A 26,030-nucleotide genomic window follows, 5' to 3' on the forward strand; every position below is an offset into this window, starting at 1 on the left:
AAAACGTTTGTTTGAATTTCCGCCACAGTGCGGCGAGCGCTTCAAACGGTCAAGCGGGCAGCGCGCCTGAGGTTATTCGTGCGGATGCGCCCGGCCGATCGGCTCGGCGGCCGCCTCGTCTTCATCATCCTCGGGGACCACGACGCTGGGCTCCGCCTGGCGGGCCAGGTCTCGGGCGCCGACGCCGCCGCCTTGCTGGATGTTGCGTTCGACCTCGACGCTGGTCGGTTCGTAAGCGTCTTCACGTTCGGGCATCACGGTCGCTCCTGGCTGTAGTCCTAGACGCCAACGACGCGTCGGCCCGGCGAAAGTTCCGCAGCCGGACCGACACGTCTTGAACGAAAGCCTAGTCGAGGAAGCCGGTGATCAGGGCCGTGGTCGCGGCGGGCTGCTCTTCCATCACCCAGTGGCCCGAGTTCGGCAGGATCTTGGGCGTGACGTCGCTGGCCACCAGGCGCAGCACCTCACCCTGGGCCGCGCCGAACGAGTGGTCGGCGCCGATCGCCAGCACCGGCATCGGCAGCTTGCCCTTGGCGGCGAAGACCTTGTTGTCCTCGGCGTCCTGGGTGAAGGCCTTGAACTGCTCGAAGGCCGAGTGCATCGCGCCGGGGCGGGCATAGAGCGCGGCATAGTGCTGGCGGGTGTCCTCGGTGATCGAGGCCGGGGTGAACGACAGCTCGTTGTAGAAGCGGTCCAGATAAATGCGCTCACGGCCGGCGACCAGGCGCTCCATGTCCGGGCCGCGGAAGTTGAAGTGCCACAGCATCGGCAGTTGCAGGATCTCGGTCCAGTTGCCGATGCCCGGCAGCGGGGCGTCGATCACCACCCACTTGCTGATGCGGTCGGGATGCTCGGCGGCCAGGGCGTAGCCGACCATGTTGCCGATGTCGTGGGTGACCAGCTGGGCCTTCTGGACCTTCAGGGCGTCCATCACCGCGGCGATGTCCTCGCCCTGGTTCTTCTTGTCGTAGCCGCCGGCCGGGTGGGCCGACAGACCCATGCCGCGCAGGTCGGGCACGATGACGGTGTGGTTCTTGGCCAGCGCCTTGGCGACCGGGGCCCACATGTCGCCGGTGTCGGCGAAGCCGTGCAGCAGCACCACCGCCGGGCCGGTCCCGCCGACGCGGACGTGCAGGGTCGTGCCGTTGACCGCGATGTCGCTGGCCTTGAAGCCGGCCGGGAAGGCCTCGACCGCGTGGGCCGAGGTCGAGGCGAAGAGCGTGGAGAGGGTGAGGGCGGCGAGCGCGCCGGCGAGCTTGCGGGTCATGGTCGTTTCCTTGGTAGGTCGGACCGTCCGACCGTCGAAGGCCAACATCGGTGTTTCGGGCTCGCGCCTCTGTGCTGGAGCCACCGGGATTTGGCGAATTCCATCGCGGAACGCCGTTCGTCAGAATTTTTCGTGACGACTGTCGGGACGACTGGATCAAGGCCGTCCTTGAGGCGAGAACTTGATCAAACACGGAGACACCCCGATGCCCCTCGACACCGCGAACTTCCCCGCCGCCAATTTTCCCGAAGATAGGGAACTGGTCCTGGAACGGATCATCGATGTGCCGCGTGAGAAGCTCTACAAGTGCTGGACCACGCCGGAACTGATGCCGCAGTGGTTCTGCCCCAAGCCCTGGACCGTCTCCAACGTCCGCATGGACGTGCGCACCGGCGGCAACACCTATCTCGAGATGAACGGTCCCAACGGCGAGGTCATGCCGCAGCCGGGCGTCTATCTGGAAGTCGTGCCCAACGAGAAGATCGTCTTCACCGACGCCTTCACCGAGACCTGGCAGCCGTCCGCCAAGCCGTTCATGGTCGCCATCGTCACCTTCGAGGACCTGGGCGACGGCAAGACCCGCTACCGCGCCGTGGCCCGTCACTGGAGCGCCGAGGACAAGGCCGCCCACGAGCAGATGGGCTTCCACGAGGGCTGGGGGATCGTGGCGGACCAACTGGCCGCGCTGGCGGCGACGCTCTAGCTCACGAACACTTCGTCCACCCGCTCATGTCGAGGTGGAAGTGGTCGCGGTGCTCGGCGTTGTAGTCCGGGCTCAGCGTGGTCAGGAACACGCGGCAGGCGCCATCGCGCACCCGCCGCAGGAACTGGCCGCGCGGACCCGGATCGGTCCAGTCGGACGCGACGCTGACCACCTGGCCGTCGGTCAGCCGAAACCCCGAGATGTCGATGGCGTCGGCGCGGGCGTGTTCGCTGACCGGGCCGTCCTTCTGGCCGTACATCCGCCGGCAGGCGTAGCTGCCGAAGTGCTCGATGCCGACCACGCCCTGGCCCAGCAGCTCGTCGGCGGCCGGCTGGACCACCTGGCGCTCCCAGATGGTCACGGCCAGGGCCTCCTTGCAGGCCAGCGGCGCGGAAGCGGGTTCGAACCGCGCAAGGCCCGACTCCAGCTGCACGGCGTCGCGCAGCTCGCAGAACTCGCCCTCGGTGCGCTCGGGGACCTCGGCATAGACCACCCCGGCCTTGGCCATGATCCCCCGGCACAGCTTGGGATCGGCCCCGGCCCGCGCTGCCTTGACCCGGGTGGCCAGGCCGACCGGATCGACGACGCTGAGCGGCTTCCATGGCAGGTGCTGGTCGGGGATCTTGCGCTCGGCCACGAAGGTCATCAGCAGCACGATCAACCATAGGATCACCAGGCCGGCGTAACGCGCCAGGCGCGCCCGATGCCGGACTTCGTGCTCGATGCGCGGGTTGTGCGGAACGCGATAGCGCATGGAACGCGGAAGGGCCTCAGGCTGAAAAGGTTAACGCCGCTCACCAAGCACAAGCTCCGCGACAGGTTCAACCGTCGAGCGCCAGCAGGCTTGGCTACGGCGCGGAAAAAGGCCATGTGCCCCGACATGAACACGCCCGCCCCCTCCGGACGCCTGGTCGACAGGACGCTCGCCCCGCGCTTTGCTTTGCTGTGCCTGGGCATCTGGTTGAACGCCGCCGACACCCTGGTGACGGCGACCATCATGCCCAGCGTCGCCAGGGAGATCGGCGGCTACCAGTATTTCGGCTGGTCGGTGGCGGCCTATCTGACCGGCTCGATCGTCGCCGGGGCCTGCTCGGGCAAACTGTCGATGGCGCTGGGCCTGCGCACCGCCACGGCGCTGACGGGGCTCGTCTACGCCATCGGCTGCGCGATGAGCGCGCTGGCGCCGGAGTTCGTCACCTTCATCCTGGGCCGCCTGATCCAGGGCCTGGGCGCCGGCGCCGTCGTGGCGCTGTGCTACGTGGCCATCACCGCCCTCTTCCCCGAAAGCCTGTGGCCGCGCGTCTATGGCGCGGTGGCCGGCGTCTGGGGCGCGGCCACCTTGCTGGGCCCGCTGCTGGGCGGCCTGTTCGCCGAGGCCCACTTCTGGCGCGGGACGTTCTGGTTCTTCGTCGTCCAGGCGCTGATCTTCGTCGGGGCGGTGATGGTCATGCTGCCCAGCGACCACACCGACAAGGGCCGTAGCCGCATCCCCACCCTGCAGCTGATCCTCCTGGTGATCGGCGTCACCCTGATCGGCGGCGCCGGCATCGTCGCCTCGCCGACCGTCTCGGCCATCCTGGCGGTGGGCGGGGTCGTCGGCATGGCCGCCATGCTGGCCGCTAACGCCCGCACGCAGGACCGTCTGCTCCCCCGCACGGTCGCCGACCTGCGCACCGCCACGGGCCTTGGCCTCACGCACATCTTCGCCTGCGAGGCGGCGATCATCGGCTTCACGGTCTATGGCGCGGCCTTCATCCAGGCCCGTCACGGCGCCTCGCCGCTGACGGCCGGCTATGTCACCGGCGCCATCGCCGCGGGCTGGACCCTGGCCGCCCTGCCCGCCGGCAATGTCCCGGCCGACAAGGATGGCCGCATGATCCGCCTGGGTGCGGCCGTGATCGTCCTGGGGGCCTTCGCCAGCGCCTGGGCCACGGCGCGCGGGACGCTGATCGAGAACGCCCTGGCCTTCCTCGTCCTGGGCTGCGGCTTTGGCCTCGCCCACGCCTTCGTCGCCCGCCGCGCCATCGCGGCCGCCCCGGCCGACGAGCAAGGCATGGCCGCCTCCGCCGTCCCCACCGCCCTGCTGATCGGCGGCGCCGTCGGCTCGGCCGGCGCGGGCGCGCTCGCCAACCTCCTGGGCTTCGGCCACGGCGTCGACCCGGTGCTGGCGCAGACCGACGGCCTGCTGCTGTTCGGAGCCTTTACCCCGCTGGCCCTGGTGGGGCTGTGGGCGGCGTGGCGGCTGACGCGAGCCTAGGCTTCCGCCAGCGCCGTCGCCTCCACCAGTCGCACCACATCGCCCATGATCTCGGTGATCTTGAAGTCCTTGGGCGTGTAAATCCGCGCCACGCCCATCTGCTTGAGGATCAGGGCGTCGGCCTCGGGGATGATGCCGCCGGCGACGACCGGGATGTGCTCGAGGCCCTCGGCGCGCATGACGCGGATGACCTCTTGCACGAGGTCCAGGTGCGAGCCCGACAGGATCGACAGGCCCACCACGTGGGCGCGGCTTTCCTTGGCGCGGCGGACGATCTCCTCCGGCGTCGAGCGGATGCCGTCGTAGATCACCTCCATGCCGACGGCGCGGGCGCGGGTGGCGATCTGTTCGGCGCCGTTGGAGTGGCCGTCCAGGCCGGGCTTGCCGACCAGATAGGTGAGCGTGCGGCCCAGCAGTTCGGAGACGCGCTCGACCTCCGCTTTCACCGCCTCGACGTCCTCGGCCTCGTTGGTGGAGACCACGATCGCCACGCCGGTCGGGCCGCGATATTCGCCGAACACTTCGCGCAGGGCCCCGGCCCATTCGCCGGTGGTGACGCCGACCTTGGCGGCGGCGATCGAGGGCTCCATGACGTTGCGGCCGTCGCGGGCGGCGGCTTGCAGGGCGGCCAGGGCGGCTTGCACCGCGCCGTCGTCGCGGGCTTCGCGCCAGGCCTTCAGGCGAGCGACGACATCGGCTTCCAGGCGCGGGTCGACAGTCTCGATCGAACCTTCGCCGGCCGACAGCGGCGAGACCTCGGTGTCCGTCCAGCGGTTGACGCCGACCACCGTCAAGTCACCGGTCTCGACCGAGCGCACCCGCTTGGCGTTCGAGGCCACCAGCTCGCCCTTCATGTAGTCGATGGCGCTGGACGCTCCGCCCATCGCGTCGATTAGCGCCAGTTGCTCCAGCGCGCCCTTCGACAGCTCCGCGACCTTGGCCTCGACCACATGGGAGCCATCGAACAGGTCCTCGTATTCCAGCAGGTCGGTCTCGTAGGCCAGCACCTGTTGCATCCGCAGCGACCACTGCTGGTCCCACGGACGCGGCAACCCCAGCGCCTCGTTCCAGGCCGGCAGCTGCAGGGCCCGGCAGCGAGCGTCCTTGCTGAGCGTGACGGCGAGGGCCTCGATGAGGATGCGGTAGACGTTGTTCTCGGGCTGCGGCTCGGTGAGGCCCAGGCTGTTGACCTGCACCCCGTAGCGGAAGCGCCGCGCCTTCTTGTCCTGCACGCCGTAGCGCTCCAGCAGGATCTGGTCCCAGAGCTTGGTGAACGACCGCATCTTGCACAGCTCGGTGACGAACCGCACGCCGGCGTTGACGAAGAAGCTGATCCGCGAGGCGACGATCTCGAAGTCCTCGTCAGGGACCTGGCCGCCGGCCTTGACCGTGTCGAGCACCGAGATCGCCGTGGCCAGGGCGAAGGCCAGCTCCTGCTCCGGCGTCGCGCCCGCCTCCTGCAGGTGGTAACTGCAGACGTTCATCGGGTTCCACTTCGGAACCTCGCGATAGCACCAGGCGATCATGTCGCCGATCAGCCGCAGGCTGGGCTCAGGCGGGAAGATGTAGGTCCCCCGCGACAGATACTCCTTGATCAGATCGTTCTGCGTGGTGCCCTGGAGCAACGCCCGGTCCGCCCCCTGCTCGTCGGCCAGCGCCACGTACATCGCCAGCAGCCAGGCGGCCGGGGCGTTGATGGTCATGGAGGTGTTCATCTTCTCCAACGGAATGTCGCTGAAGAGCTGGCGCATGTCGCCCAGATGGCTGACCGGCACGCCCACCTTGCCGACCTCGCCCCGCGCCAGGATGTGGTCGGGGTCGTAGCCGGTCTGGGTCGGCAGATCGAAGGCCACCGACAGACCCGTTTGGCCTTTGGACAGGTTGGCCCGATACAGCGCGTTGGATTTCTCCGCCGTCGAGTGGCCGGCATAGGTGCGGAAGATCCACGGCGGATCCGGCGCATGCTGGTACGGCGTCGAGGACATGGCGGGCTCCCGGGGCGCTTTATCGTTCTTGATTACCAACGATCATGAGCCCGCTCTTGCTGCGACGCAATATGAGGTTCGCGCGTGCGAACGAGGGCGCCTCGGCTCACATTCTCGATAAGGGAGAATTCGATCAAAATACAACTATGCCGCTTTTAATCTCGCAAGGGATCGGCCATGCTCGCCTCAAGGGGGAAACATGGCCAAAGCACAATCGCACCTGACGCTACCGCGCCGCGGCTTTCTCGTCGGCGCCTCGGGACTGCTGCTCGCGGGCCAGGCGGCGGCCGCCGCGCCCCGGGCCTGGCGCGAACATCATCGCCCCAAGGGCGAGGGCGCGTCCCCGACGGATTGGAGCCAACTGGCCAAGGCCCTGCGCAACGGCCAACTGCTGCGTCCCGACGACCCCGACTTCCACGCCATCGTCCGGCCCAACAACCTTCGCTACGACGACGTGCTGCCGCAGGGCGTGGCCCGGTGCGGATCCGCCGCCGACGTCGCGGTCGCCATCGCCTGGGCGCGCGAGCATCACGTGCCGCTGGTCACCCGCGGCGGCGGCCATTCCTACGCCGGCTATTCCACCACCCAGGGCCTGATGCTCGAGACGAGCCTGATCAGCCGCGCCGCCTACGATCCGGCCCGGGGCGTGCTGCGGGTCGGGGCTGGCGCGCGCAACCGCGACCTCTATCGCCTGCTGGGCCAGCACGGTCGGGCCATGACCCACGGCCGCTGTCCGTCGGTGGGCGCGGCCGGCTTCCTGCTGGGCGGCGGCATCGGCTTCAACATGCGCGCCCACGGCCTGGGCGGCGACCAGGTGCTGGGCTCGGAGATCGTGCTGTCGGACGCGCGCCTGCGCCGGGCCTCGGCCAAGGCCCAGGACAAGCTGGACCGCGACCTGCACTGGGCCAGCCAGGGCGGCGGCGGCGGCAATTTCGGCGTCACCACGTCGTTCGACCTGCAGACCTTCGACATCCGGGGCCAGCGCGTCACCGTCTTTGACCTGAAATGGACGCGCGATCCCGAGACGCCCTGCAAGGTCCCGGTCGAGCGGCTGGGGGCCCGGCTGATGGCGACCCTGGACGCCGCGCCGACCAGCCTGGGCTCGCGGGTGTCGTTCGAGGCGGTCAAGGCCGCCGAGCTCGACAACGGCTTCGACGTCAATATCAGCGTGCTGGGCCAATATGCCGGCCCGCGCGCCGAGCTGGACGCCATCCTGGCCCCGGTCATCGCCCTGTGCCCGCCCAACGGCGGCCGGGGGATCAAGGAATTCGACTACTGGCCGGCCCAGGAATTCCTGCACGAGGACGGCGAGACGACCTGGTACCAGGAACGCTCGGCCTTCGTGACCGGCGCGTTCGGCGAGGACGACCTGGGCGCGGCGCTGCAGTACCTGCGGTCCAAGCCGCCGGTCAGCGGCTATTGCGACCTGCGGTTCTTCCAGACCGGCGGGGCGGTCAACGCCCCGAAGGCGCGCGACACCGCCTTCGTCCACCGCGACAGCCGCTGGCTGATGGTGGTCGGGCTCTACTGGGACCAGAACGACCAGGAGGACGCGCGGCGCATGGCCCGCGCCCACGCCTGGCAGGACGCCCTCTATGACCGCATGCGGCCGCTGGCCGGCGGCGGCGCCTATCAGAACTTCACCGACCCGTCCCTGGCCGACTACCGGCAGGCCTATTACGGCCTGAACCTGGATCGCCTGGCCGACATCAAGCGTCGCGCCGACCCGGCCGACCTGTTCCGCTTCCCGCAATCCATCTGACCCGCACGAAAGGCCGTAGCATGCGCTCGCGCACCTTCCTCCTGCTGGGCGTCGCCGCCCTGGCGATCACCGCCGCCGGCGTTGCCCAGGCCGCCGACAAGAAGCCGGCCAAGCCCGCCGCCATCCAGGCCGGCTCGCCCGCCGACCGGTCCTTCGCCAACCCGCCGGCCGAGCGGCCCGACGACGCGGTCCCGGCCGCGACGCCGCCGCGCCTGACCGAGGCGGTCGCCTCGACCAGCGTGAGCGAGGCGCTGAAGGCGGTCGACAGCTATGTCGACCCGCGCGACACCATCCAGTACCGCTTCCAGATCCGCTTCACCGACGGCGAGATCTACAACCCCTGGACGCTCAGCAACGACAAGGTCCGGCTGCGGTCCTATCGCGGCGCCAAGGTCGACCAGAAGACGCCGTTCCTGGCCCCGACCATCACCATGCGCCCCGGCCAGACGGTGCGGATCAGCCTGGCCAACGAGCTGTTCGACCTGGGTCCCGACGGCAAGCCGCTGCCGCCCAAGCCCTGCACCCACGAGGACGTCAACGTCCCGCACTGCTTCAACGAGACCAACCTGCACTCGCACGGCCTGTGGGTCTCGCCGACCGGCAACAGCGACAACGTACTGATCTCGATCAATCCGGGCGTCACCTTCGAGTACGAGTACAACGTCCCGGCCGACCACGCGGCGGGCACCTTCTGGTACCACCCGCACAAGCACGGCTCGACGGCGCTGCAGGTGTCCAGCGGCATGGACGGCGCGCTGATCATCAAGGATGACCGCGTGCCGACCGCCGTCACGCCGGGCGACATCGACATCCTGCTGACCGACGCCGACAACCGCGCCATCGCCGACAAGGTGCTGCTGTTCCAGCAGGTGCAGTACGCCTGCTTCGACAAGGACGGGAAGATCCAGACCACCGACGGCAAGCAGCCCTGGGTCTGCCATCCGGACCAGGTGGGCGAGATCCGCGACTACAAGCAGCAGTTCGCGCCCAGCTCGACCTGGATCAATTCCGGCCGCTTCACCTCGATCAACGGCGTCGTCCAGCCGATGATCGGCGGCCTGAAGGCAGGCCGCTTCGAACGCTGGCGGCTGATCCACGGCGGCGTGCGCGAGGCGGTCGACTTCTCGATCTTCCCGCTGAAGGCCGGCGCGCCGGACTTCCGGGCCGTGAAGGCCGCCGACCAGGCCGCGTGGATGGCCAAGTACTGCGAGACGGCCAAGCCCGTGCCGCTGTTCGAGATCGCGCTGGACGGCCTGACCCGCCAGGCCGTGCGCCGCACCAGCGACACGCGCCTGCAGCCCGGCTACCGCTCCGACCTGGTGGTCAACTTCCCGACCGGCGGCCGCTACTGCGTCATCGACGTCGCCGCCCCCGCCGTCGGCAGCCCTTCGCAGCTGCCCGAGGCCGCCCGCGTGCTGGCCATCGCCGAGGTCGAGGACGATCCGTCGGTTCAGGGTATCGATACGGAGAAGGCGCTGCGCGACATGATGGTCGCCGCGGCCAAGCGCAACATCCCGACCGGGCCGACCCAAGACAAAGTTGTCGCCGACCTGGCCACCCTGACCCTGTCGGCCTTCGTCTGGCACAAGACGATCGACAAGGCCGAGCTGAACGCCCCGGACGAGGAGCTGGTGTTCAACATCGTCTCGACACCCAAGACCACCCGCTTCGAGGTCAATGGCGAGCCCTACGACCCGGCCCGCGTCGATCGCAAGCTGAAGCTGGGCGACGTGCAGGAGTGGCATCTGACCTCGGACACCGCCAGCCACCCGTTCCACATCCACGTGAACCCGTTCCAGGTCGTCTCGGTGAAGACCAAGGCCGGCGTCGACGTCACCGATCCCAAGGGCGGGTCCTTCGACGCCGACTACGGCGGCATGGTCGGCCAGTGGAAGGACACCCTGTTCGTCAAGCCGGGCCTGATCGTCACCACCCGCACCCGCTACGAACGCTATATCGGCGAGTTCGTCCTGCACTGTCACATCCTGGACCACGAGGACCAGGGCATGATGCAGAACATCTCGATCGGCATTCCCGACGGCTTCGGCGGCATCGCCAGCGCCCACGCGCCGGCGGCTCCCGGGAAAACGCACGAGCACTAGGGGCGGCCTAGCGCCCCGAGAAGACCGCCGCCCGCTTGCCCATGAACGCCGCCCGCGCCTCGGCGTGGTCGGCGGTGGCGGCGAGGCCAGGCGTCTCGGCCTCGGTGGTCGAGACCCCCGAGGCCACGCGCTTGGTCGCCGCGATGGCCAGCGGGGCGCGGGAGGCGATGGTGCGGGCCATGGCCATCGCGGCGTCCAGCAGGACGTCGGCCGGATGAACCTCGGCCACCGTCCCGTCGGCCAGCGCCCGCGCCGCGTCGAACGGCGCGCCGGTCAGCAGGTGCGGCTTGGCGCGGCTTTCGCCGATCAGCTGGGTCAGCCGTCCGGCCGAGGCGGTCAGGCCCATCCGCACCGCCGAGCAGGCGAAGCTGGCGCGGTTGCTGGCCAGGCGGATGTCGCAGGCCAGGGCCAGTTCCAGGCCGCCGCCGATGCACCAGCCGTCGATGGCCGCGATCACCGGGACGCGGGCTGCGGCGACCGTGTCGGCCATGGCCAGGAAGTGGAGGATCGCCGCGCTCTGGGTCTCGACGTCGCGGATGAGGGACTCGGCTAGGTCGTCGCCCGTGCAGAACGCGGCGTTGCGGCCTGTGAGCACCACAACCCGGACCGCCTTGGCCGCCTCGATCTCGGCGAAGGCCTCCAGCAGCCGGGCCCGTTCGGCCATGGCGAGGACGTTGGCGGGAGCGGTGTCCAGTTCGACCAGGGCGATGGCGGGATCGGGATGCGACAGGTGGATCATGCCGCCAGCGTGGCCCGCGCCGCCGCGCCGGGCAACCTTCCGCAGCGCCATGCTGCGCCGCACAAGATTTCCCTTGCCAGTTTCAAACAGTTGTCTCAGCCTCGCTTCCGAGACCCGGAAACAATCGGGCGCGCATAGCCGAGTTTGACGCTCGCGCGTTGTTGCAACGCGGCAGGAACGGGGAGTGAGATGAGCGCTGTCCTGAAGGACCTCTACGAGATCGGCGAGATCCCGCCGGCCTTCCACGTGCCCAAGTCCATGTACGCCTGGAGCATCCGCAAGGAGCGCCACGGGCCGCCGTCCACGGCCATGCAGGTCGAGGTCGTCCCCACCTGGGAGATCGGCGAAGACGAGGTGTTGGTCCTCGTGATGGCCGCCGGCGTCAACTACAACGGCGTCTGGGCCGCGCTCGGCGAGCCGATCAGCCCGCTGGACGGCCACAAGCAGCCCTTCCACATCGCCGGCAGCGACGCCTCGGGCATCGTCTGGGCGGTCGGCTCGAAGGTGAAGCGCTGGAAGCTGGGCGACGAGGTCGTCATCCACTGCAACCAGGACGACGGCGACGACGAGGAGTGCAACGGCGGCGACCCGATGTTCTCGTCCAGCCAGCGCATCTGGGGCTATGAGACGCCGGACGGCAGCTTCGCCCAGTTCTGCCGGGTGCAGTCGCGCCAGCTGTTGCCGCGTCCCAAGCACCTGACCTGGGAAGAGGCCGCCTGCTACACCCTCACCCTCGCCACCGCCTACCGCATGCTGTTCGGCCACAAGCCGCATGAGCTGAAGCCCGGCCAGAACGTGCTGGTCTGGGGCGCGTCCGGAGGCTTGGGCGTCTTCGCCGTGCAACTGGCCGCCGTGGCCGGGGCCAACGCCATCGGCGTGGTCTCCTCCGAGGACAAGCGCGAGTTCGTGCTGTCGATGGGGGCCAAGGCGGTGCTGAACCGCAACGAGTTCGACTGCTGGGGCCAACTGCCCAAGGTCAATGGCCCCGAGTTCACCGACTACATGAAGGAGAGCCGCAAGTTCGGCAAAGCCATCTGGCAGATCACCGGCAACCGCGACGTCGACCTGGTGTTCGAGCACCCCGGCGAGGCGACGTTCCCGGTCAGCGTGTTCGTGGTCAAGCGCGGCGGCATGGTCGCCATCTGCGCCGGCACCAGCGGCTTCAACCTGACCATGGACGCTCGCTTCCTGTGGATGCGCCAGAAGCGCGTGCAGGGGTCGCACTTCGCCAACCTGATGCAGGCTTCAGCGGCTAACCAACTGGTCGTCGACCGGCGCGTGGACCCGTGCCTGTCGGAAGTCTTCCCCTGGAACGACATCCCCGCCGCCCACGAGAAGATGCTAGCCAATCAGCATCTGCCCGGGAACATGGCGGTGCTGGTCTGCGCCCAGCGTCCGGGCCTGCGGACGTTCGAGGAAGTGCAGGAGCTCAGCGAGGGCCTCTAGCTCTCCTTCTCCCCTTGCGGGAGAAGGTGTCATCCGCAGGATGACGGATGAGGGGTCGCGCCGGACACGCCGAGAAACCCCTCACCCGACCACCTTCGGCGGCCACCCTCTCCCGCAAGGGGAGAGGGAGAAGCATAAGGAGCCCCGCGCATGATCACCGTCTATGGCGAAGGCCGGGGGTTCCGGGTTGTCTGGCTGCTGGAGGAGATGGCGCTGCCCTATCGGCTGCGGCCCGTGGACCTGCTGGTCGGGGTCGAGCACGATCCGGAATATCTGGCGATCAATCCGGCGGGCTTCATCCCGGCGCTGCGGGACGGCGACACCACGCTGGTCGAGTCGATCGCCATCATGGAGTACCTCACCGCCCGTCACGGCCCGACGCCGCTGGCGCCGGACCCGGACGATCCGCGCTTCGGCCAATACCTGCAGTTCCTGCACCTGGGCGAGGCGGGGCTGGCGGCGTCCTGGTACTTCGTGGTCGTCAGCAAGAACCTCGCGCCGCCGGCCGAGCGCGACAACTGGGGGGCTCGCAAGGCCCGGTCGGTGTTCGAGAGCCGCCTTGGCCTGGTCACCCGTCAGCTGGCCCGCGCGCCCTACATGGCTGGCGAGGCGTTCACGGCGGCCGACATCTCGGTGACCTACGCCCTGGAGTTCGCCCAGCGGCATGGCTACGCCCTGGGCGAGGCCGAGCGGGCCTACGTCGCCCGCACCACCGCCCGCGAGGGCTACCAGCGGGCCATGGCCGCCTGCCACGCCACCCGGGGCTGGGTCGAGAGCCTGAAACCCTAGCTGGACGATCCGCCCAGGGAGTGTTTGGCTCCTGCCCGCTGACTGGGGAGTCGGCGGGGGGACGACATGGACGGCAAGATCTCACACCTGGTGATCGTCGGCGGGGGTACGGCCGGCTGGATGGCGGCGGCGTTCTTCTCGAAGATCTTCGCAGCCCCGCAGATGCGCATCACCCTGGTGGAGTCGGCCGAGATCGGCACGGTGGGCGTGGGCGAGGCCACGATCCCGCCTATCACCTTCTTCAACCAGATCGTCGGCGTCGATGAAGGCCGGATGCTGGCGGCCACGGAAGGCTCGTTCAAGCTGGGCATCGAGTTCGTCGGCTGGGGCGATCCGGCGAAGAGCTACCTGCATCCGTTCGGCAATTTCGGCGGGCCGATGGGCGGCGGGGTGTCGTTCCACTCGTACTGGCTGCGGGCGCGGAAGCTGGGCTACCAGGCCGGGCTCGAAGAGTTCTCGCTCAGCAACATGGCCGCCAAGGCCGGGCGGTTCGACTGGCGCACGGACGACCCGCGCGATCCGCGCGCGACCATGGCTCATGCCTATCACTTCGACGCGGCGCTCTACGCCAAGCTGCTGCGGGAGGTGGCCGAGGGTCGGGGCGTGCGGCGCATCGAGCAGACCATCAAGGGTGTGAACCTCGACCCGCTGGACGGGACCATCGCGTCGGTTACCCTGGACGACGGCCAAGCCCTGGAAGGCGACTTCTTCATCGACTGCTCGGGCTTCCGGGGCCTCTTGATCGGCAAGGCGCTTGGCGTCGGCTACGAGGACTGGTCGTCGTTCCTGCCGGCCGATCGGGCGGTGGCGGTCCCCTCGGCGCGTTACGAGGACCCCGTCCCCTACACCCGCGCCATCGCCGACACCGCCGGCTGGCGCTGGCGGATCCCGCTGCAGCACCGCACCGGCAACGGCTATGTCTATGTCAGCGACCACATCGGCGACGACGACGCCGCCGACGTGCTGCTCAAGAGCCTGGCCGCCGAGCATCCCGACAATAAGGTGCTGGCCGATCCGCGCTTCCTGCGCTTCACCACCGGGCGGCGAAAGAAGTCGCGGTTCAGGAACTGCGCGGCCCTGGGCCTGTCGAGCGGCTTCATGGAGCCCTTGGAATCGACCTCGATCCACCTGATTCAGCACGGCCTGATCAAGCTGGCCGGCAGCTTCCCGCGCGCCAGGAACGACCCGGCGGCGGCCGAGCTCTACAACGACATGATGGCCGAGGAGATGGAGCAGATCCGGGATTTCCTGGTGTTCCACTACCACGCCAACCAGCGCGTCGGTCAGCCGCTGTGGGACCGGATGCGGCACATGGAGGTCCCGGACTCGCTGCGTCACAAGATGGCGCTGTTCCGCACGCGCGGCATGACCATCTTCCCGCACCCGTCGATCTTCCAGGAAGCCAACTGGCTGGCGGTGATGATCGGCCAGAGCGCCGAGCCGGAGGGCTACGATCCGCTGGCCGAGCTGATGGACGAGGGAGCCATGCTGGAGCGCCTGGAGCAGATCCGCGCGCTCTATCGTCAGACAGCGGAACGGATGCCGCCGCATGGGAAGGCGCTGGAGCGGTTCGGGCGGAACGGCGCGGCCTGACCCACACTTGTCACCCCGGGAGGCCTCGAAGCGGAGAGCCCGGATGACGCCCCTCAGTTCGCGAAGGGGTCGCCGGGATTCATCCGGTGAGCCTCACGCGCGCATTGCTCAAGCTTGGCGGCGGCGGCCGCACTGCCCGACAGGCTGAGGCTGGTGACGACCACGCGGTCATTGTCCCGCATCAGGGCGAAGGTGGTGGACGCCTTGATATCCTTCAGGAACTCGGTCGCGTTGAAATTCATGCTGATGGCGCGAACCGTTTCCGACACGATTCCGACGGCCTTCACCTCGCCCCAACCGCTATCGAGCTTCCCGCTCTTCCTGAAGTACACCGTGAGGGGGTATTCCTCGCCGTCCTTGATCGACTTGAAGGCCTGATCATTGACCACGGCCTTCACCTGATTTTTCCCGACCGTATATCTGAAGTACAGCGCCGAGCCGTCTTCATAGGTCGTCATCATACTGCAGGCGCCTTCAGTGCTCATCACGGACCACCCGCCGACGTCGGCGTAGGTCTCGCTGTCCTTGGCCAGAACGGACGAGCCGGCGGCCGCCAGCAAAGCCCCTGCGATGATGGCCCTTGTCTTCATCTTCTCCCCCTCAGCGGCTCCTTCGCCGCTTGCCCATGCTGGCCATGAGCATCCGTTTTGCAAGCCCCACGCTACGGCAGCATTGCCAGCCGAGCTTGGCCGACGCACAGTCCTTCCCAACAAGCGTTTAGGGAGTTGCGTGATGGGTGTCGGGGGTAAGGTCGCGCTGACGGCCGTGGGTCTGGTCCTGGCCGTGACGGCCGTGGTCGCGGTGCGGACCGCCACCTTCAAGGCGCCGGCCGTTGTCGATCCCGCCAGCGTCAAGCTGGCTTCCGCCCGTCCTGTCGACGTCAACAAGGTCGCCGGCCACCTGGCCGAAGCCGTCCGCTTCCAGACCATCAGCCACCAGGACAAGGCCGAGGACCAGCCGGCCGAGTGGGACAAGCTGCACGCCTGGCTGCAGGTCACCTATCCCGAAGCCCACAAGGTCATGACCCGCGAGGTCATCGCCGAGCACACCCTGGTCTACACTTGGCCCGGCTCGAACCCGGCCCTGCCGCCGATCGTGCTGATGGCCCACCAGGACGTGGTGCCGGTCACCCCGGGCAGCGAGGGCGCCTGGACCCACCCGCCGTTCGACGGCGTGGTCGCCGACGGCGCGGTCTGGGGCCGTGGCTCGATCGACGACAAGGGCTCGCTGGTCACGCTGTTCGAGGCGATCGACGCGGTGGCCGCCAGCGGCTTCAAGCCCGTACGCACCGTCATCGTGGTCAGCGGCCATGACGAGGAGGTGCGCGGCGTCGGGGCCCGCGCCGCTGCCGCCCTGCTGAAATCGCGCAACATCAAGGCCCAGTTCGTGCTGGACGAAGGCATGGCCGTGGTCGCCGACCACCCGGTCACCGGCAAGCCCGCCGCCATCATCGGCACGGCCGAGAAGGGCTACGGCACCATGAAGGTCGTGGCCCCGGCGGTCGGCGGCCACTCCTCGGCCCCGCCGGCCGACGGCGGCGGCGTCGTCACCCTGGCCAAGGCGGTGCAGGCCATCGACGAGCACCAGGCCCCAATGAAGTTCCAGGGTCCGGGCGCCGACATGCTGAAGGCCATCGCCCCGCACGCCTCGCCGGTGGTCAAGATCTTCGCGGCCAACACCTGGCTGTTCGCGCCGCTGCTGGTGAAGGTCACGGCCAAGACCCCGGCTGGCGCGGCCATGCTGCACACCACCATCGCCCCGACCATGCTGAAGGGCTCGCCCAAGGAAAACGTCCTGCCGCAGGACGCCACCGCCTGGATCAACTACCGCATCGCGCCGGGCGACAGCTCGGCCAAGGTGATGGCGCGGGCCAAGGACGCGGTCGGCAAGCTGCCGGTCGAACTGTCCTGGACCAAGACCGACGAGCCCTCGGCCGTCTCCTCGACCAGCTCGGATGCCTGGAAGACCCTGGCCGGCCTCGCCGCCGACGAGAGCAAGGCCCCGGTCGTGCCGGGCCTGGTCACCGCCGGCACCGACAGCCGCTATCTCGGCGGCGTCGCCAGCGACGTGTACCGCTTCCAGCCGCTGGTGCTCAAAGTCGACGAGACCAAGATCATCCATGGCACCGACGAGCACATCAGCCTGGACAATGTCGGGCGAATGGTGCGCTTCTATCAGCGCCTGGTGGAGACCGCCGCGTCGCGGTGAGGCCTGTCCCGGGCGGGGCGTGAGTTCGGGGGAATTCGGTCAAGGGGTCTGGCGGTGACAGTCCGCCCAGGCCGCTGGCTGGCGCTTTTCTGAGTCCGTGTACGGCTGTCGCAGATCACTGCGACACTGCGCCTCAAGTTACAGCGTTCACCCAAGACCGTTAGAAGCGACCCCATGCCGCCCGCCGACGACGCCTCGCTCCTGAAGGCCAAACCCACGGCCAAGCCCCTCACCGACAAGTTCGGCGAGGGCTTCGTCTGGGACGCCTGGTACGTCGCCTGCCTGTCGCCGGACATCAAGCCGGGCAAGGCCGAGAAGCGCGAATACCTGGGCGAGCCGATCCTGCTGGGCCGCACCCGCAAGGGCGAGGTCTACGCCATCCGCGACATCTGCCCCCACCGCGCCGCCGCCCTGTCGGCCGGCCGCGTGCACCGCGAGGCCGACGGCAGCGACAGCATCGAGTGCCCCTATCACGGCTGGCGCTTCGGGCCGGACGGGGCCTGCAAGTCGATCCCGTCCCTGACCGCCGACAGCGACTTCGACATCTCCAAGGTGCGGGTGCGCAAGTATCCGACGGTCGAGGCCCAGGGCCTCGTCTGGATCTGGATGGCCTCGGACCCGCGCTTCGACGGCCAGCCGCCGGAGCCGCCGCCGACCATCCCCGGCGTGGTGGGCGGCAAGCCCAAGCTGGTCGACCACCTGGACTACGACATCCACATCGACCACGCGGTGCTCGGTTTGATCGACCCCGCGCACGGCCCGTTCGTGCACCAGCAGTGGTGGTGGCGGACCAAGACCAGCCAGCACGAGAAGAAGAAGACCTTCAGCCCGTCCGAGGCCGGTTTCACCATGGTGCGGCACGAGCCTTCCAAGAACTCCAAGGCCTACGCCATCCTGGGCGGCGAGCCGCTGACCGAGATCACCTTCCGCCTGCCGGGCCTGCGCTGGGAGCACGTGACGGTCGGCGACAAGCAGGTGCTGGCCCTGTCGGCCATGACCCCGATCAACGCCGGCAAGACCCGGATGAACCAGATCATGTGGTCGGATCACTGGGCCTTCACGGCCTTCTATCCGATCATCCGCGTGGCGGCCCGGGCGTTCCTGCGCCAGGACGGCGCCATCGTCGCGGCCCAGACGCCGGGGCTGCAGCAGAACCCGCCGCTGATGTGGGTGGGCGACGCCGACCAGCAGGCGCGCTGGTACCACCAGTGCAAGCGGGAATGGACGGCCAGCCGGCGCGAGGGCCGGGCGTTTGTGAACCCGGTGAAGGATCAGACACTGCGGTGGCGGACTTAGGGGTTCAGCCCAAAAGCTTGTCATCCCGGAAAGCGCGCAGCGCTTGTCCGGGACCCAGGGGCCAAGCCCCGTGCGGCGGCCCCTGGGTCCCGGCTCTCCGCTACGCTACGGCCGGGATGACAAGAGGGGTGCGATGACTTTCACGATTTACCGCCACCGCCTCCTCAACAGCCTCCGCACCCTGCCCACCGCGCGCGGCTGGCTGTTCTGTCTCGCCGTCTCCGCCGCGACTCTGGCGCTGATGATGGTCATCGGTTTCGTGACGGGCCTCTACAAGCTCCAGCCGACCGAACCGGGCCTACCACTGCGGATGCTCGTGGTCTTCTTCGTCCCCGCCCTTGGCGAGGAGCTGCCGTTCCGGGGCGTGCTGACACCCGGACCCAGCGAGAGCAACCGGCCAAAGCTCGAGATCGCCACCTCCACCGCCCTCTACACCGTCTGGCACGTCTTCGAGGCCGTGACCTTCCTGAAGTCCGCCGCCGGCATCTTCCTGCGTCCGGACTTCCTGCTGTGCTGCGCGGTCCTCGGCCTGGGTTGCGCGATCACCAAGCGGCAGACCGGTTCGATCTGGCCGGCGGTGATCCTGCACTGGACGCTGGTGGTGGTCTGGCAGACCTGGCTGGGCGGGGTCAGCGCGCTCAGCTAGCCGCCCCCTCTCGTAACAACGAAAAAGCCCGTCCGGTCATGGGGGCGACCGAACGGGCTCTCTTTTCGAAGCGCGGCCAGAGGGACGGAGCGGACGCGCCCCGAAAGCTCGGCGAGGGTGACAGCCGAAAGTGGAAGCCGGTTTCGGCGCCCGTCACCCTCGAAAGCTAAAAGTTAGGCGCGGTAGACGTAGGCGCTGCTGACATAGCCGACGCCGACACCGTCCTGGCCGACCAGGATCCACTTGCCGTCACCGGTGCGGCCCAGGGCCTGGAAGGTGCTGCCCGAGCTGACCGCGCCCAGACGTTCACCACGAGCCGAGGCGGCCGAGCGCAGGTTCAGGGTCGAGCGGGCGACGTACTTCTTGTCCATCTTGACCAGCGGGGCGGCCTGGACCGTCTGGGCGTAGCGATAGCCGCCCGACTTGTAGATGCCGCCGACCTCCTGGGCCGCGTCCTTCTTCTGCATGCCGCAGCCGACCGCCGAACCGGCGCCCGCGCCGACCACGGCGCCGATGGCCGTGCCCGTGCCGCGATCGCCCTTGCCGGCGATCTTGTTGCCGGCCAAGGCGCCCAGCAGACCGCCGACGACGGCGCCGACTTCCTGCTTGGAGCCCGAGGCCTTGCAGCCGACGACGCCGGCGCTGGCTTGCGGAGCGGCGGCCAGCGACAGAGCGGCGGCGGCGGCGCCCAGGGTCAGGGTGATGGTCTTGATCTTCATCGAGATGGTCATGGTCGTATGTCCCTTTGAAAAGTCTTCGGGGTCAGCAACCCCGTGAGACAGACCATGACAGGGGCAAGCTGAACGGTTGCGCGGACCCGTTCAGCAGATTTCGTTCATGTTGAAAAAAGTTCGTTCGGGGTGTTACAGGCCGCCCGCAACGACTTCGGAAAGCTGGCGATGATCCAACCTGGCGCGACCTTCAAGGACAACCTTCAGCACCTGCCGCCGATCGACGGCGTGCAGCGCATCGACCTCGTCGACGCCGAGGGCGCGGTGGTCGCCAGCATCGAGAACCAGCCGGGCAAGCAGGGCTCGCTGGCCGTCTATCAGTACCTGAAGCAGGCCTTCGGCGCGCTGGACGCCAAGGCGGCCGAGCACGGCCTGCTGGTGTTCGGCGAGCACACGGCGGACGCCCGCGAGCGTCCGGGCGCGCATCCGAACATCGACCGCCTGCTGGCGATCGCGGCCGGCGGCGCGCCGTTGGCTATCGAGATCGTTTAGGCCCCCAGCGCGTAGGGGCCGCTCTTCTCCAGCGCCGCCTTCCAGGCAGGCAGCGCGTGCATCCGCTCGATCCAGGCGGCCATGTGCGGGTATTCCGGCAACTTGCCCATCGCCTTGGCGACCTCGGGCACGAAGCTCATCTGGATGTCGGCGCCGGTCAGGCTGTCGCCGACGAAGAACGCACGCCCCGCCAGGTGGTCGTTGACGAACGACAGGTGGTTGGTGATCTCCGACTGGATACGCGGATGCAGCGGCGCGCCGCCTTCGCCCAGCCGGCCGACATACATGTTGAGCATCAGCGGCAGCATGGCCGAGCCCTCGGCATAGTGCAGCCACTGCTGGTAGCGGTCGTAGTCGGCGCTGGCCGGATCGGGGGCCAGACGGCCTTCGCCATGACGGCGGATGATGTAGTCGATGATCGCGCCGGACTCGATCACCGTCAGATCGCCATCGACGATGACTGGCGACTTGCCCAGCGGGTGGATGTCCGTCAGCGACGGCGGAGCCAGGCGGGTCTTGGGATCGCGGGTGTGGAAGACGATCTCGTAGGGAACGCCCAGCTCCTCCAGCAGCCACAGGATCCGCTGCGAGCGCGACTCGTTGAGGTGGTGAACCGTCAGCATGTCTCTTCCCCTTTTATGATTTTACGCTGCGCTGCGGCATTGCTCGCAGATGCGAAAAGCGCCAGGGTGAAAGAAAACAACTGTTTGGCGCAGGGGAGCAAGCATGACGCATACGGCAAGCCCGTCCGAGACGTTGATCCTGCCCGGCCTGTTGGGCCTTCTCCGAGAGGCCGCCGACGCCGCTAGCCTGTTCGTCGCCGAGGCCAAGCCGCAGGTGCTGGCCCACATCGCCGCCGATGGCGGCAAGATCGACCGCAAGCTGGCCGACATCCACCAGCACCGCGTCCACGGCTATGGCTGGTACGCGGCCTATGCCGAGCTGATGAACCAGGTCGCCGGCTGGGCCGAGCGGCTCCAGGACGAGGGCAAGTTCGGTGAGATCGAGGCCCTGCTGGCCCAGCTGCTGTTCTCCGAATACTGCGCCCAGTTGGTCGGCGGCGTGCCGATGAACCAGGGCGAGATCGTCCGCCCGGCGCACCTCGTGGAAGACCGCGCGGTGCTGAACCGGCTCTATTCCAACGGCCTGATGAAGCTGATGGTCGAGGGCGGGACACAGGCGGTGAAGACCCGCGTCGCCCAGTTGCTGGCCGACGCACGCGGAAAGCCGACGCTCGAACAGACCGGTCTCGACGAGACCTTCGAGATGATCCGCGACCAGTTCCACGCCTTCGCCGAGGAGAAGGTCACGCCCTTCGCCCACGAATGGCACCTGAAGGACGAACTGATTCCGATCGAGCTGGTCGAGGAGCTGGGCGCGCTGGGCGTGTTCGGCCTGACCATCCCCGAGGAGTTCGGCGGCAGCGGCATGGGCAAGACCGCCATGTGCGTGGTGTCCGAAGAGCTATCTCGCGCCTGGATCGGCGTCGGCTCCCTGGCCACCCGCTCGGAGATCGCCGGCGAACTGATCCTGACCGGCGGCACGGAGGCCCAGAAGGAATACTGGCTGCCAAAGATCGCCAGCGCCGAGATCCTGCCGACCGCCGTCTTCACCGAGCCGAACACGGGCAGCGATCTGGGCTCGCTGCGCACACGGGCGACGCTGGACGGCGACAACTACGTCGTGACCGGGAACAAGACCTGGATCACCCACGCCGCCCGCGCCGACGTCATGACCTTGCTGGTCCGCACCGACCCGGCCACCACCGACTATCGCGGCCTCTCCATGCTGCTGGCTCCCAAGCCGCGCGGCGTCGAGGGCGACGACTTTCCCGCCGACGGCATGAGCGGCGGCGAGATCGGGGTGATCGGCTATCGCGGCATGAAGGAGTTCGAACTGGGCTTCGACGGCTTCACCGTGCCCGCCGAGAACCTGCTGGGCGGCGTCCCGGGCCAGGGCTTCAAGCAGCTGATGGCGACGTTCGAGAGCGCCCGCATCCAGACCGCCGCCCGCGCCATCGGCGTCGCGCAAGCCGCGCTGGAGACCGGCTTGGGCTACGCCCTAGATCGCCAGCAGTTCGGCCAGGCGATCTTCCACTTCCCGCGCGTGGCCAACAAGCTGGCCATGATGGCCGCCGAGATCATGGGCGTGCGCCAGCTGACCTATTACGCCGCCCGCCAGAAGGACGAAGGCAAGCGGTGTGATCTGGAGGCCGGCATGGCCAAGCTGATCGCGGCGCGGGTCGCCTGGGCGGCGGCGGACAACGCGCTGCAGATCCACGGCGGCAACGGCTTCGCGATGGAGTACGCGGCCAGCCGCCTGCTCGCCGATGCCCGCATCCTGAACATCTTCGAGGGCGCCGGTGAGATCCAGGCGCAGGTGATCGCGAGAAGGCTGCTGGACGGGGGTAACTGAGGCTTGTCCCTAGGCCGACGCTAGGCTTAGCTTCGCGCCCCAACAAGGACGCCTCCATGCTCGCCACCACTCGCCGCACCGCCCTCGTCTCGGCTCTGGCGACGGGAGGTCTCGCGGCGTTCGGCAACCGGGCCTTCGCCCAGGAGACCGGGGCCGTCGGCGCGGCCGTCGACAAGTTTGCGCAGGACGTCATGGCCGCTTTCCCCGACCAGCCGGGCCTGGGCGTCACGGTGGTGGAGAACGGCAAGGTCACCCTGGCCAAGGGCTATGGCGTCAAGAAGCTCGGGACCCAGGACAAGGTCGACGAGAACACCGCCTTCGGCATCGCCTCCAACACCAAGGCCATGACCGCCGCCCTGATCGCCATGCTGGTCGAGGAAGGCAAGCTGGCCTGGGACGCGCCGGTTACGAAGTACATGCCGTCGTTCCAGATGAGCGACCCGGTGATCACCAAGCTGATGACCGTCCGCGACCTGCTGGTCCACCGCAGCGGCCTGACCTTGGGCGCCGGCGACCTGATGATCTGGCCCTCGCCGACCCACACCCGCGCCGACATCGTGGCGGGGCTGAAGTACCTGCCGATCGGCGGCCAGTTCCGGGGCGGCTACGCCTATGACAACGTGCTCTATGTCGCCGCCGGCGTGCTGATCGAGACCGTCACCGGCCAGAAGTGGGAAGAGGTCATCAAGACCCGCATCTTCCAGCCGCTGGCCATGGCCGACACCGTCTCCAGCCCGGCCCTGGTCAACCTGGCCCATCGCGCCCAGCCGCACTGCCGCCTGGGTCCGCCCGTGCGCGGCCTGGGCCCCCAGACCGTCCTGCCGTTCGACTCAAGCTTCGACGCGGCCGGTCCGGCCGGCGGGGTCAATTCCACGCCCAAGGACATCGCCCAGTGGCTGCTGGTCCAGCTGGGCCTGGGCCAGTCGCCGAACGGCAAGCGGCTGTGGAGCGAGGAGTCGGCCAAGGAGATGTGGAAGCCGCAGACCATCACCGCCTCCAGCGATGGTCCGATCACGGAGAACCCCTCGCGCCCGTCGATCCAGGCCTACGCCCTAGGCTGGTTCGTCCAGGACCACCGCGGCGAGCGGCTGCTGTGGCACACCGGGGGCCTGGCCGGCTTCATCTCGTATACGGGCCTGCTGCCGGGCCGGAAGTCAGGCATCATGGTGATGACCAACGCCGAGGAGAACCCGGTCCTGCGCTCGATGCGCTACGGCGGACCGGACCGCCTGCAAGGCCGCAGCGACTTCGACTGGATCGCCTCGTCCAAGCGCGTCCAGGCCCAGAACGACGCCGACACCATCAAGGACGCGGCCAAGGCCACGACGCCCTCGTCGGGCGCGAAGCCCAGCCTGCCGCTGGCGGCCTATGCCGGGGTCTATCGCGATCCCTGGTACGGCACGGTGACGGTGAGCGTGGTCGGGCCCAAAAAAGGGGACAAGGGCAAGACCCAAGGCCTGCACGTCTCGTTCGACAAGACCCCGCTGCTGAAGGGCAAGCTGGAGGTCTTCGACGGCGAGACCTTCAAGACCGTCTTCGACGACCGCACCCAGGAAGACGCCTTCTTCACCTTCGACCTGAAGGACGGCAAGGTCGTCTCGTGCCTGGTCAAGGCGGTCTCGCCGCTGGCCGACTTCAGCTACGACTACCAGGACCTGCGCCTGGCGAAGGAGGCCTAGCCCCTTTCGGAGCGGCGCATCCCCTCGAACATCGTCTGGTAGGCCGTCAGCTGGCGGCCTTCCTCGATCTCGTCCGGCGTCTCGGCGCGGACGCTGGCGGTGACGACGATGTCCTGGCCGCTCGGCAGGCGCACGACGCCGGTCTGGTTGGGCAGCAGGTCGATCGAGGCGGTCTGCTCGGGCCGGAAGCTCCGCCCCAGACTGACCGTGACCAGCAGGTGGCCACCGTGCTGGACCACGCTGGTGAACAGCGAATAGCGGCTGCCGTCCCGCTCGTAGGCGCCCTTGCGGTAGAGGCGTTGCGAGCCGAAGGCGGTGAAGTCCGCCCACAGCAGGCCGCCATCGGGCGCGACGCCACTGGCCACGACCTGCACCGCCGAGCCGGGCTGGACCTGCGAGCGGTCGGCGATGGCGTAGACGAATCGGGCGCGGCGCATCTGCATCGGCGGCTGGATCACGACGGGCGGCGGCTCGGCGATCGGCTGCAGGACAGGCTCGGCGACGGCGACCTGGGCCGGAGCCACGACGGCGCGATGCGGCGAGGCCTTGGGCGCGCGCGGGGCGACCGGGGCTGGCGGCGGACGCGGCGCTGCCGGCGGAGCCTCGACGAAGCGCGGCGGGTCGACCGCCATCACCACTTCCGGCGGACGCGAGGCCCAGACGGCCGATGCCCCGCCCAGGCCTAGCAGGGCGATGCAGTAGAGGCCGGCCAGACGGCGGAAGCGGCTGGGCGTCGGACGCGACAACAGCTTCACGCGCTGGGCCAGCGGATGGCTCGCCCAGTGGCAGCCCAGCGGCAGCGGCCGCGCCGCCAGCTGGGTCTTGAGCATGGCCTCGGCATAGGCCCGGCGAGCCTTGGGATAGGCGGCGACCACACCGGCGTCGCAGGCCAGCTCCTGGTCGATGCGCAGCCAGCGGCCCATCACATGGACGGCCGGGTTGAACCAGTTGATGCAGGTCGCCACGGCCACCAGGGCGTTGACCGGCGGGTCGCGGCGCTTCAGGTGCGTCTGCTCGTGCGCCAACACGACCTCACGCTCGCGCGGCGTGTAGCGGCCTTCGAAATCGTCGGGGACCACCACGCGGGGGCGCAGCACGCCGACCACAGCCGGCCCGGCCTTCCCGGCCTTGGCGGCCTGCGCGAACCGCGCCTGGTTCCAGACCAGCCAGGCCAGGCTGGCGACCACGCCCAGCAGCCACAACGCCACCAGATAGGGCCGGATATCGACCGGCGCACTGGCCAGAGCCGCTCCGCCCGCAACCGTCGCCGGCCCTGCCTCGGTCGCCGTCGCCGCCGGGATCCGCACCGTCATCACCCGCGCCGGCAGCAGCATGGCCAGCCCCGCCAGCAGCGGCAGGCTCCACAGACCGTACGCGACCCGCGCTCCGAACAATCGCCGCGCCGGCAGGCGCAGGGCCATCACCGCCGCGACCGCGACGGCCAGGGCGAGGTTGAGGTTCAGCAGGTCGGTGAACAGATCAGCCATCGTCCTCGATGTCCGCGATCAGATCCTTCAGCAGCTTGACGTCCTTAGCCGTCAGCGACCGGTGCTGCGCGAAGTGTGCGACCAACGGCGCTACCTCGCCGCCGAAAAGGCGATCGACCAGGTTCTGGCTCTCGGACTGCACGTAGTCGTCACGCGACACCAGCGGCCGATAGAGATAGCCGCCCGCCTCGCGCGCGCCGGCGATGGCGCCCTTCTTCAAGAGGCGGGTGATCAGGGTCTTCACCGTCCCGGGCGCCCAGTCATGGGCCTCGCCGACCTCGGCGACCACGCCCTCGGGCGTCAGGGGACCCTGGCGCCACAGCGCTTCCATGATCTGGCTCTCGGCGCCGGAAATCCGCATGCGCCCACTCCATTACCGAAATTACATTTGTATTCTACGCGAGAATACAGCTGTATCCTACCTCAGTCCGTC

The 26,030-nt window shown here is 68.7% G+C and carries 23 protein-coding genes and 2 pseudogenes; 14 read left to right on the forward strand and 11 right to left on the reverse strand.

From position 1 onward, the window contains the following. Positions 1-72: 72 nt before the first annotated feature. Positions 73-255: a hypothetical protein gene (locus AC07NI_RS20185; protein WP_494622416.1), complete on the reverse strand. Its 183-nt coding sequence runs from the start codon at positions 253-255 to the stop codon at positions 73-75. Positions 256-346: 91 nt separating this feature from the next. Further along, positions 347-1,267, reverse strand: a complete 921-nt coding sequence (locus AC07NI_RS20190; RefSeq protein ID WP_494622418.1) for an alpha/beta fold hydrolase — start codon at positions 1,265-1,267, stop codon at positions 347-349. 205 nt (positions 1,268-1,472) lie between these two features. On the opposite strand from AC07NI_RS20190, the gene AC07NI_RS20195 reads away from it, so the two are divergent. Then, positions 1,473-1,970: an SRPBCC family protein gene (locus AC07NI_RS20195; protein ID WP_494622420.1), complete on the forward strand. Its 498-nt coding sequence runs from the start codon at positions 1,473-1,475 to the stop codon at positions 1,968-1,970. A 1-nt stretch (position 1,971) separates the two neighbouring features. Here the strand turns inward: AC07NI_RS20195 and AC07NI_RS20200 are convergent, their stop codons facing one another. After that, complete coding sequence (locus AC07NI_RS20200) at positions 1,972-2,724, reverse strand: extensin-like domain-containing protein (RefSeq protein ID WP_494622422.1); 753 nt, start codon at positions 2,722-2,724, stop codon at positions 1,972-1,974. Between the two features lie 126 nt (positions 2,725-2,850). Here AC07NI_RS20200 and AC07NI_RS20205 point away from each other — a divergent pair, with 126 nt between their 5' ends. Next, positions 2,851-4,227: an MFS transporter gene (locus AC07NI_RS20205; RefSeq protein WP_494622424.1), complete on the forward strand. Its 1,377-nt coding sequence runs from the start codon at positions 2,851-2,853 to the stop codon at positions 4,225-4,227. On the opposite strand, the gene AC07NI_RS20210 is transcribed toward AC07NI_RS20205, so the two are convergent. After that, positions 4,224-6,212, reverse strand: a complete 1,989-nt coding sequence (locus tag AC07NI_RS20210; RefSeq protein WP_494622426.1) for a methylmalonyl-CoA mutase family protein — start codon at positions 6,210-6,212, stop codon at positions 4,224-4,226. The two genes, AC07NI_RS20205 and AC07NI_RS20210, sit on opposite strands and share 4 nt — an antisense overlap. A gap of 199 nt (positions 6,213-6,411) precedes the next feature. Between AC07NI_RS20210 and AC07NI_RS20215 the strand changes: the two genes are divergently transcribed. Next, entirely contained in the window at positions 6,412-7,974 is a 1,563-nt protein-coding gene (locus AC07NI_RS20215) for an FAD-binding oxidoreductase (protein ID WP_494622428.1), read from the forward strand. Positions 7,975-7,994: 20 nt separating this feature from the next. Continuing rightward, positions 7,995-10,076: a multicopper oxidase family protein gene (locus AC07NI_RS20220; protein ID WP_494622430.1), complete on the forward strand. Its 2,082-nt coding sequence runs from the start codon at positions 7,995-7,997 to the stop codon at positions 10,074-10,076. 7 nt (positions 10,077-10,083) lie between these two features. Here AC07NI_RS20220 and AC07NI_RS20225 read toward each other — a convergent pair whose 3' ends face one another. Beyond that, positions 10,084-10,815: an enoyl-CoA hydratase/isomerase family protein gene (locus tag AC07NI_RS20225; RefSeq protein ID WP_494623325.1), complete on the reverse strand. Its 732-nt coding sequence runs from the start codon at positions 10,813-10,815 to the stop codon at positions 10,084-10,086. A 189-nt stretch (positions 10,816-11,004) separates the two neighbouring features. On the opposite strand from AC07NI_RS20225, the gene ccrA reads away from it, so the two are divergent. The 4 genes and pseudogenes from ccrA to AC07NI_RS20245 all read left to right on the forward strand — a co-directional run bounded on the left by ccrA (position 11,005) and on the right by AC07NI_RS20245 (position 14,643). Continuing rightward, entirely contained in the window at positions 11,005-12,261 is a 1,257-nt protein-coding gene (ccrA, locus tag AC07NI_RS20230) for a crotonyl-CoA carboxylase/reductase (RefSeq protein ID WP_494622432.1), read from the forward strand. A 14-nt stretch (positions 12,262-12,275) separates the two neighbouring features. Further along, positions 12,276-12,399 (forward strand): annotated as a pseudogene (locus tag AC07NI_RS20235) (hypothetical protein). A 12-nt stretch (positions 12,400-12,411) separates the two neighbouring features. Next, positions 12,412-13,050 carry a glutathione S-transferase family protein gene (locus AC07NI_RS20240; RefSeq protein WP_494622434.1) on the forward strand — a complete coding sequence of 213 codons (639 nt, stop codon included), beginning with the start codon at positions 12,412-12,414 and terminating at the stop codon, positions 13,048-13,050. Between the two features lie 66 nt (positions 13,051-13,116). Beyond that, on the forward strand, positions 13,117-14,643 hold the full coding sequence (locus AC07NI_RS20245) for a tryptophan halogenase family protein (protein ID WP_494622436.1): 1,527 nt from the start codon (positions 13,117-13,119) through the stop codon (positions 14,641-14,643). Between the two features lie 53 nt (positions 14,644-14,696). Here the strand turns inward: AC07NI_RS20245 and AC07NI_RS20250 are convergent, their stop codons facing one another. Next, a complete protein-coding gene (locus AC07NI_RS20250; RefSeq protein ID WP_494622438.1) occupies positions 14,697-15,233 on the reverse strand; it encodes a hypothetical protein in 537 nt (178 codons plus the stop codon). Between the two features lie 142 nt (positions 15,234-15,375). Between AC07NI_RS20250 and AC07NI_RS20255 the strand changes: the two genes are divergently transcribed. Together AC07NI_RS20255 and AC07NI_RS20260 are read left to right on the forward strand one after the other, a co-directional pair. Beyond that, positions 15,376-16,851 (forward strand): M20 family peptidase, encoded by a 1,476-nt coding sequence (locus tag AC07NI_RS20255; RefSeq protein ID WP_494622440.1) that lies wholly within the window; start codon positions 15,376-15,378, stop codon positions 16,849-16,851. A 174-nt stretch (positions 16,852-17,025) separates the two neighbouring features. Further along, positions 17,026-18,147: a Rieske 2Fe-2S domain-containing protein gene (locus AC07NI_RS20260; RefSeq protein WP_494622442.1), complete on the forward strand. Its 1,122-nt coding sequence runs from the start codon at positions 17,026-17,028 to the stop codon at positions 18,145-18,147. A 4-nt stretch (positions 18,148-18,151) separates the two neighbouring features. On the opposite strand, the pseudogene AC07NI_RS20265 reads toward AC07NI_RS20260, so the two are convergent. After that, positions 18,152-18,272 (reverse strand): annotated as a pseudogene (locus AC07NI_RS20265) (hypothetical protein); the annotation flags it as partial. An 8-nt stretch (positions 18,273-18,280) separates the two neighbouring features. Here AC07NI_RS20265 and AC07NI_RS20270 point away from each other — a divergent pair. Next, entirely contained in the window at positions 18,281-18,793 is a 513-nt protein-coding gene (locus AC07NI_RS20270) for a CPBP family glutamic-type intramembrane protease (protein ID WP_494622444.1), read from the forward strand. A gap of 173 nt (positions 18,794-18,966) precedes the next feature. Here AC07NI_RS20270 and AC07NI_RS20275 read toward each other — a convergent pair whose 3' ends face one another. Continuing rightward, complete coding sequence (locus AC07NI_RS20275) at positions 18,967-19,524, reverse strand: SH3 domain-containing protein (RefSeq protein WP_494622446.1); 558 nt, start codon at positions 19,522-19,524, stop codon at positions 18,967-18,969. A gap of 168 nt (positions 19,525-19,692) precedes the next feature. Here AC07NI_RS20275 and AC07NI_RS20280 point away from each other — a divergent pair, with 168 nt between their 5' ends. Then, entirely contained in the window at positions 19,693-20,016 is a 324-nt protein-coding gene (locus AC07NI_RS20280; protein WP_494622448.1) for a DUF2322 family protein, read from the forward strand. On the opposite strand, the gene AC07NI_RS20285 is transcribed toward AC07NI_RS20280, so the two are convergent. Next, positions 20,013-20,639 carry a glutathione S-transferase family protein gene (locus AC07NI_RS20285; protein ID WP_494622450.1) on the reverse strand — a complete coding sequence of 209 codons (627 nt, stop codon included), beginning with the start codon at positions 20,637-20,639 and terminating at the stop codon, positions 20,013-20,015. The genes AC07NI_RS20280 and AC07NI_RS20285 overlap by 4 nt on opposite strands. Positions 20,640-20,742: 103 nt before the next feature. Here AC07NI_RS20285 and AC07NI_RS20290 point away from each other — a divergent pair, with 103 nt between their 5' ends. Together AC07NI_RS20290 and AC07NI_RS20295 are read left to right on the forward strand one after the other, a co-directional pair. Next, positions 20,743-22,431, forward strand: a complete 1,689-nt coding sequence (locus AC07NI_RS20290) for an acyl-CoA dehydrogenase family protein (RefSeq protein WP_494622452.1) — start codon at positions 20,743-20,745, stop codon at positions 22,429-22,431. Between the two features lie 56 nt (positions 22,432-22,487). Beyond that, positions 22,488-24,110, forward strand: a complete 1,623-nt coding sequence (locus AC07NI_RS20295; RefSeq protein WP_494622454.1) for a serine hydrolase — start codon at positions 22,488-22,490, stop codon at positions 24,108-24,110. On the opposite strand, the gene AC07NI_RS20300 is transcribed toward AC07NI_RS20295, so the two are convergent. Both AC07NI_RS20300 and AC07NI_RS20305 read right to left on the reverse strand, forming a co-directional pair. Next, complete coding sequence (locus AC07NI_RS20300) at positions 24,107-25,597, reverse strand: M56 family metallopeptidase (protein ID WP_494622456.1); 1,491 nt, start codon at positions 25,595-25,597, stop codon at positions 24,107-24,109. The genes AC07NI_RS20295 and AC07NI_RS20300 overlap by 4 nt on opposite strands. After that, positions 25,590-25,958, reverse strand: a complete 369-nt coding sequence (locus AC07NI_RS20305; protein ID WP_494622458.1) for a BlaI/MecI/CopY family transcriptional regulator — start codon at positions 25,956-25,958, stop codon at positions 25,590-25,592. The genes AC07NI_RS20300 and AC07NI_RS20305 overlap by 8 nt, the downstream gene beginning before the upstream one ends. Between the last annotated feature and the right edge of the window lie 72 nt (positions 25,959-26,030).

The sequence above is a fragment of the Caulobacter sp. GW821-FHT10E02 genome (assembly GCF_059415225.1).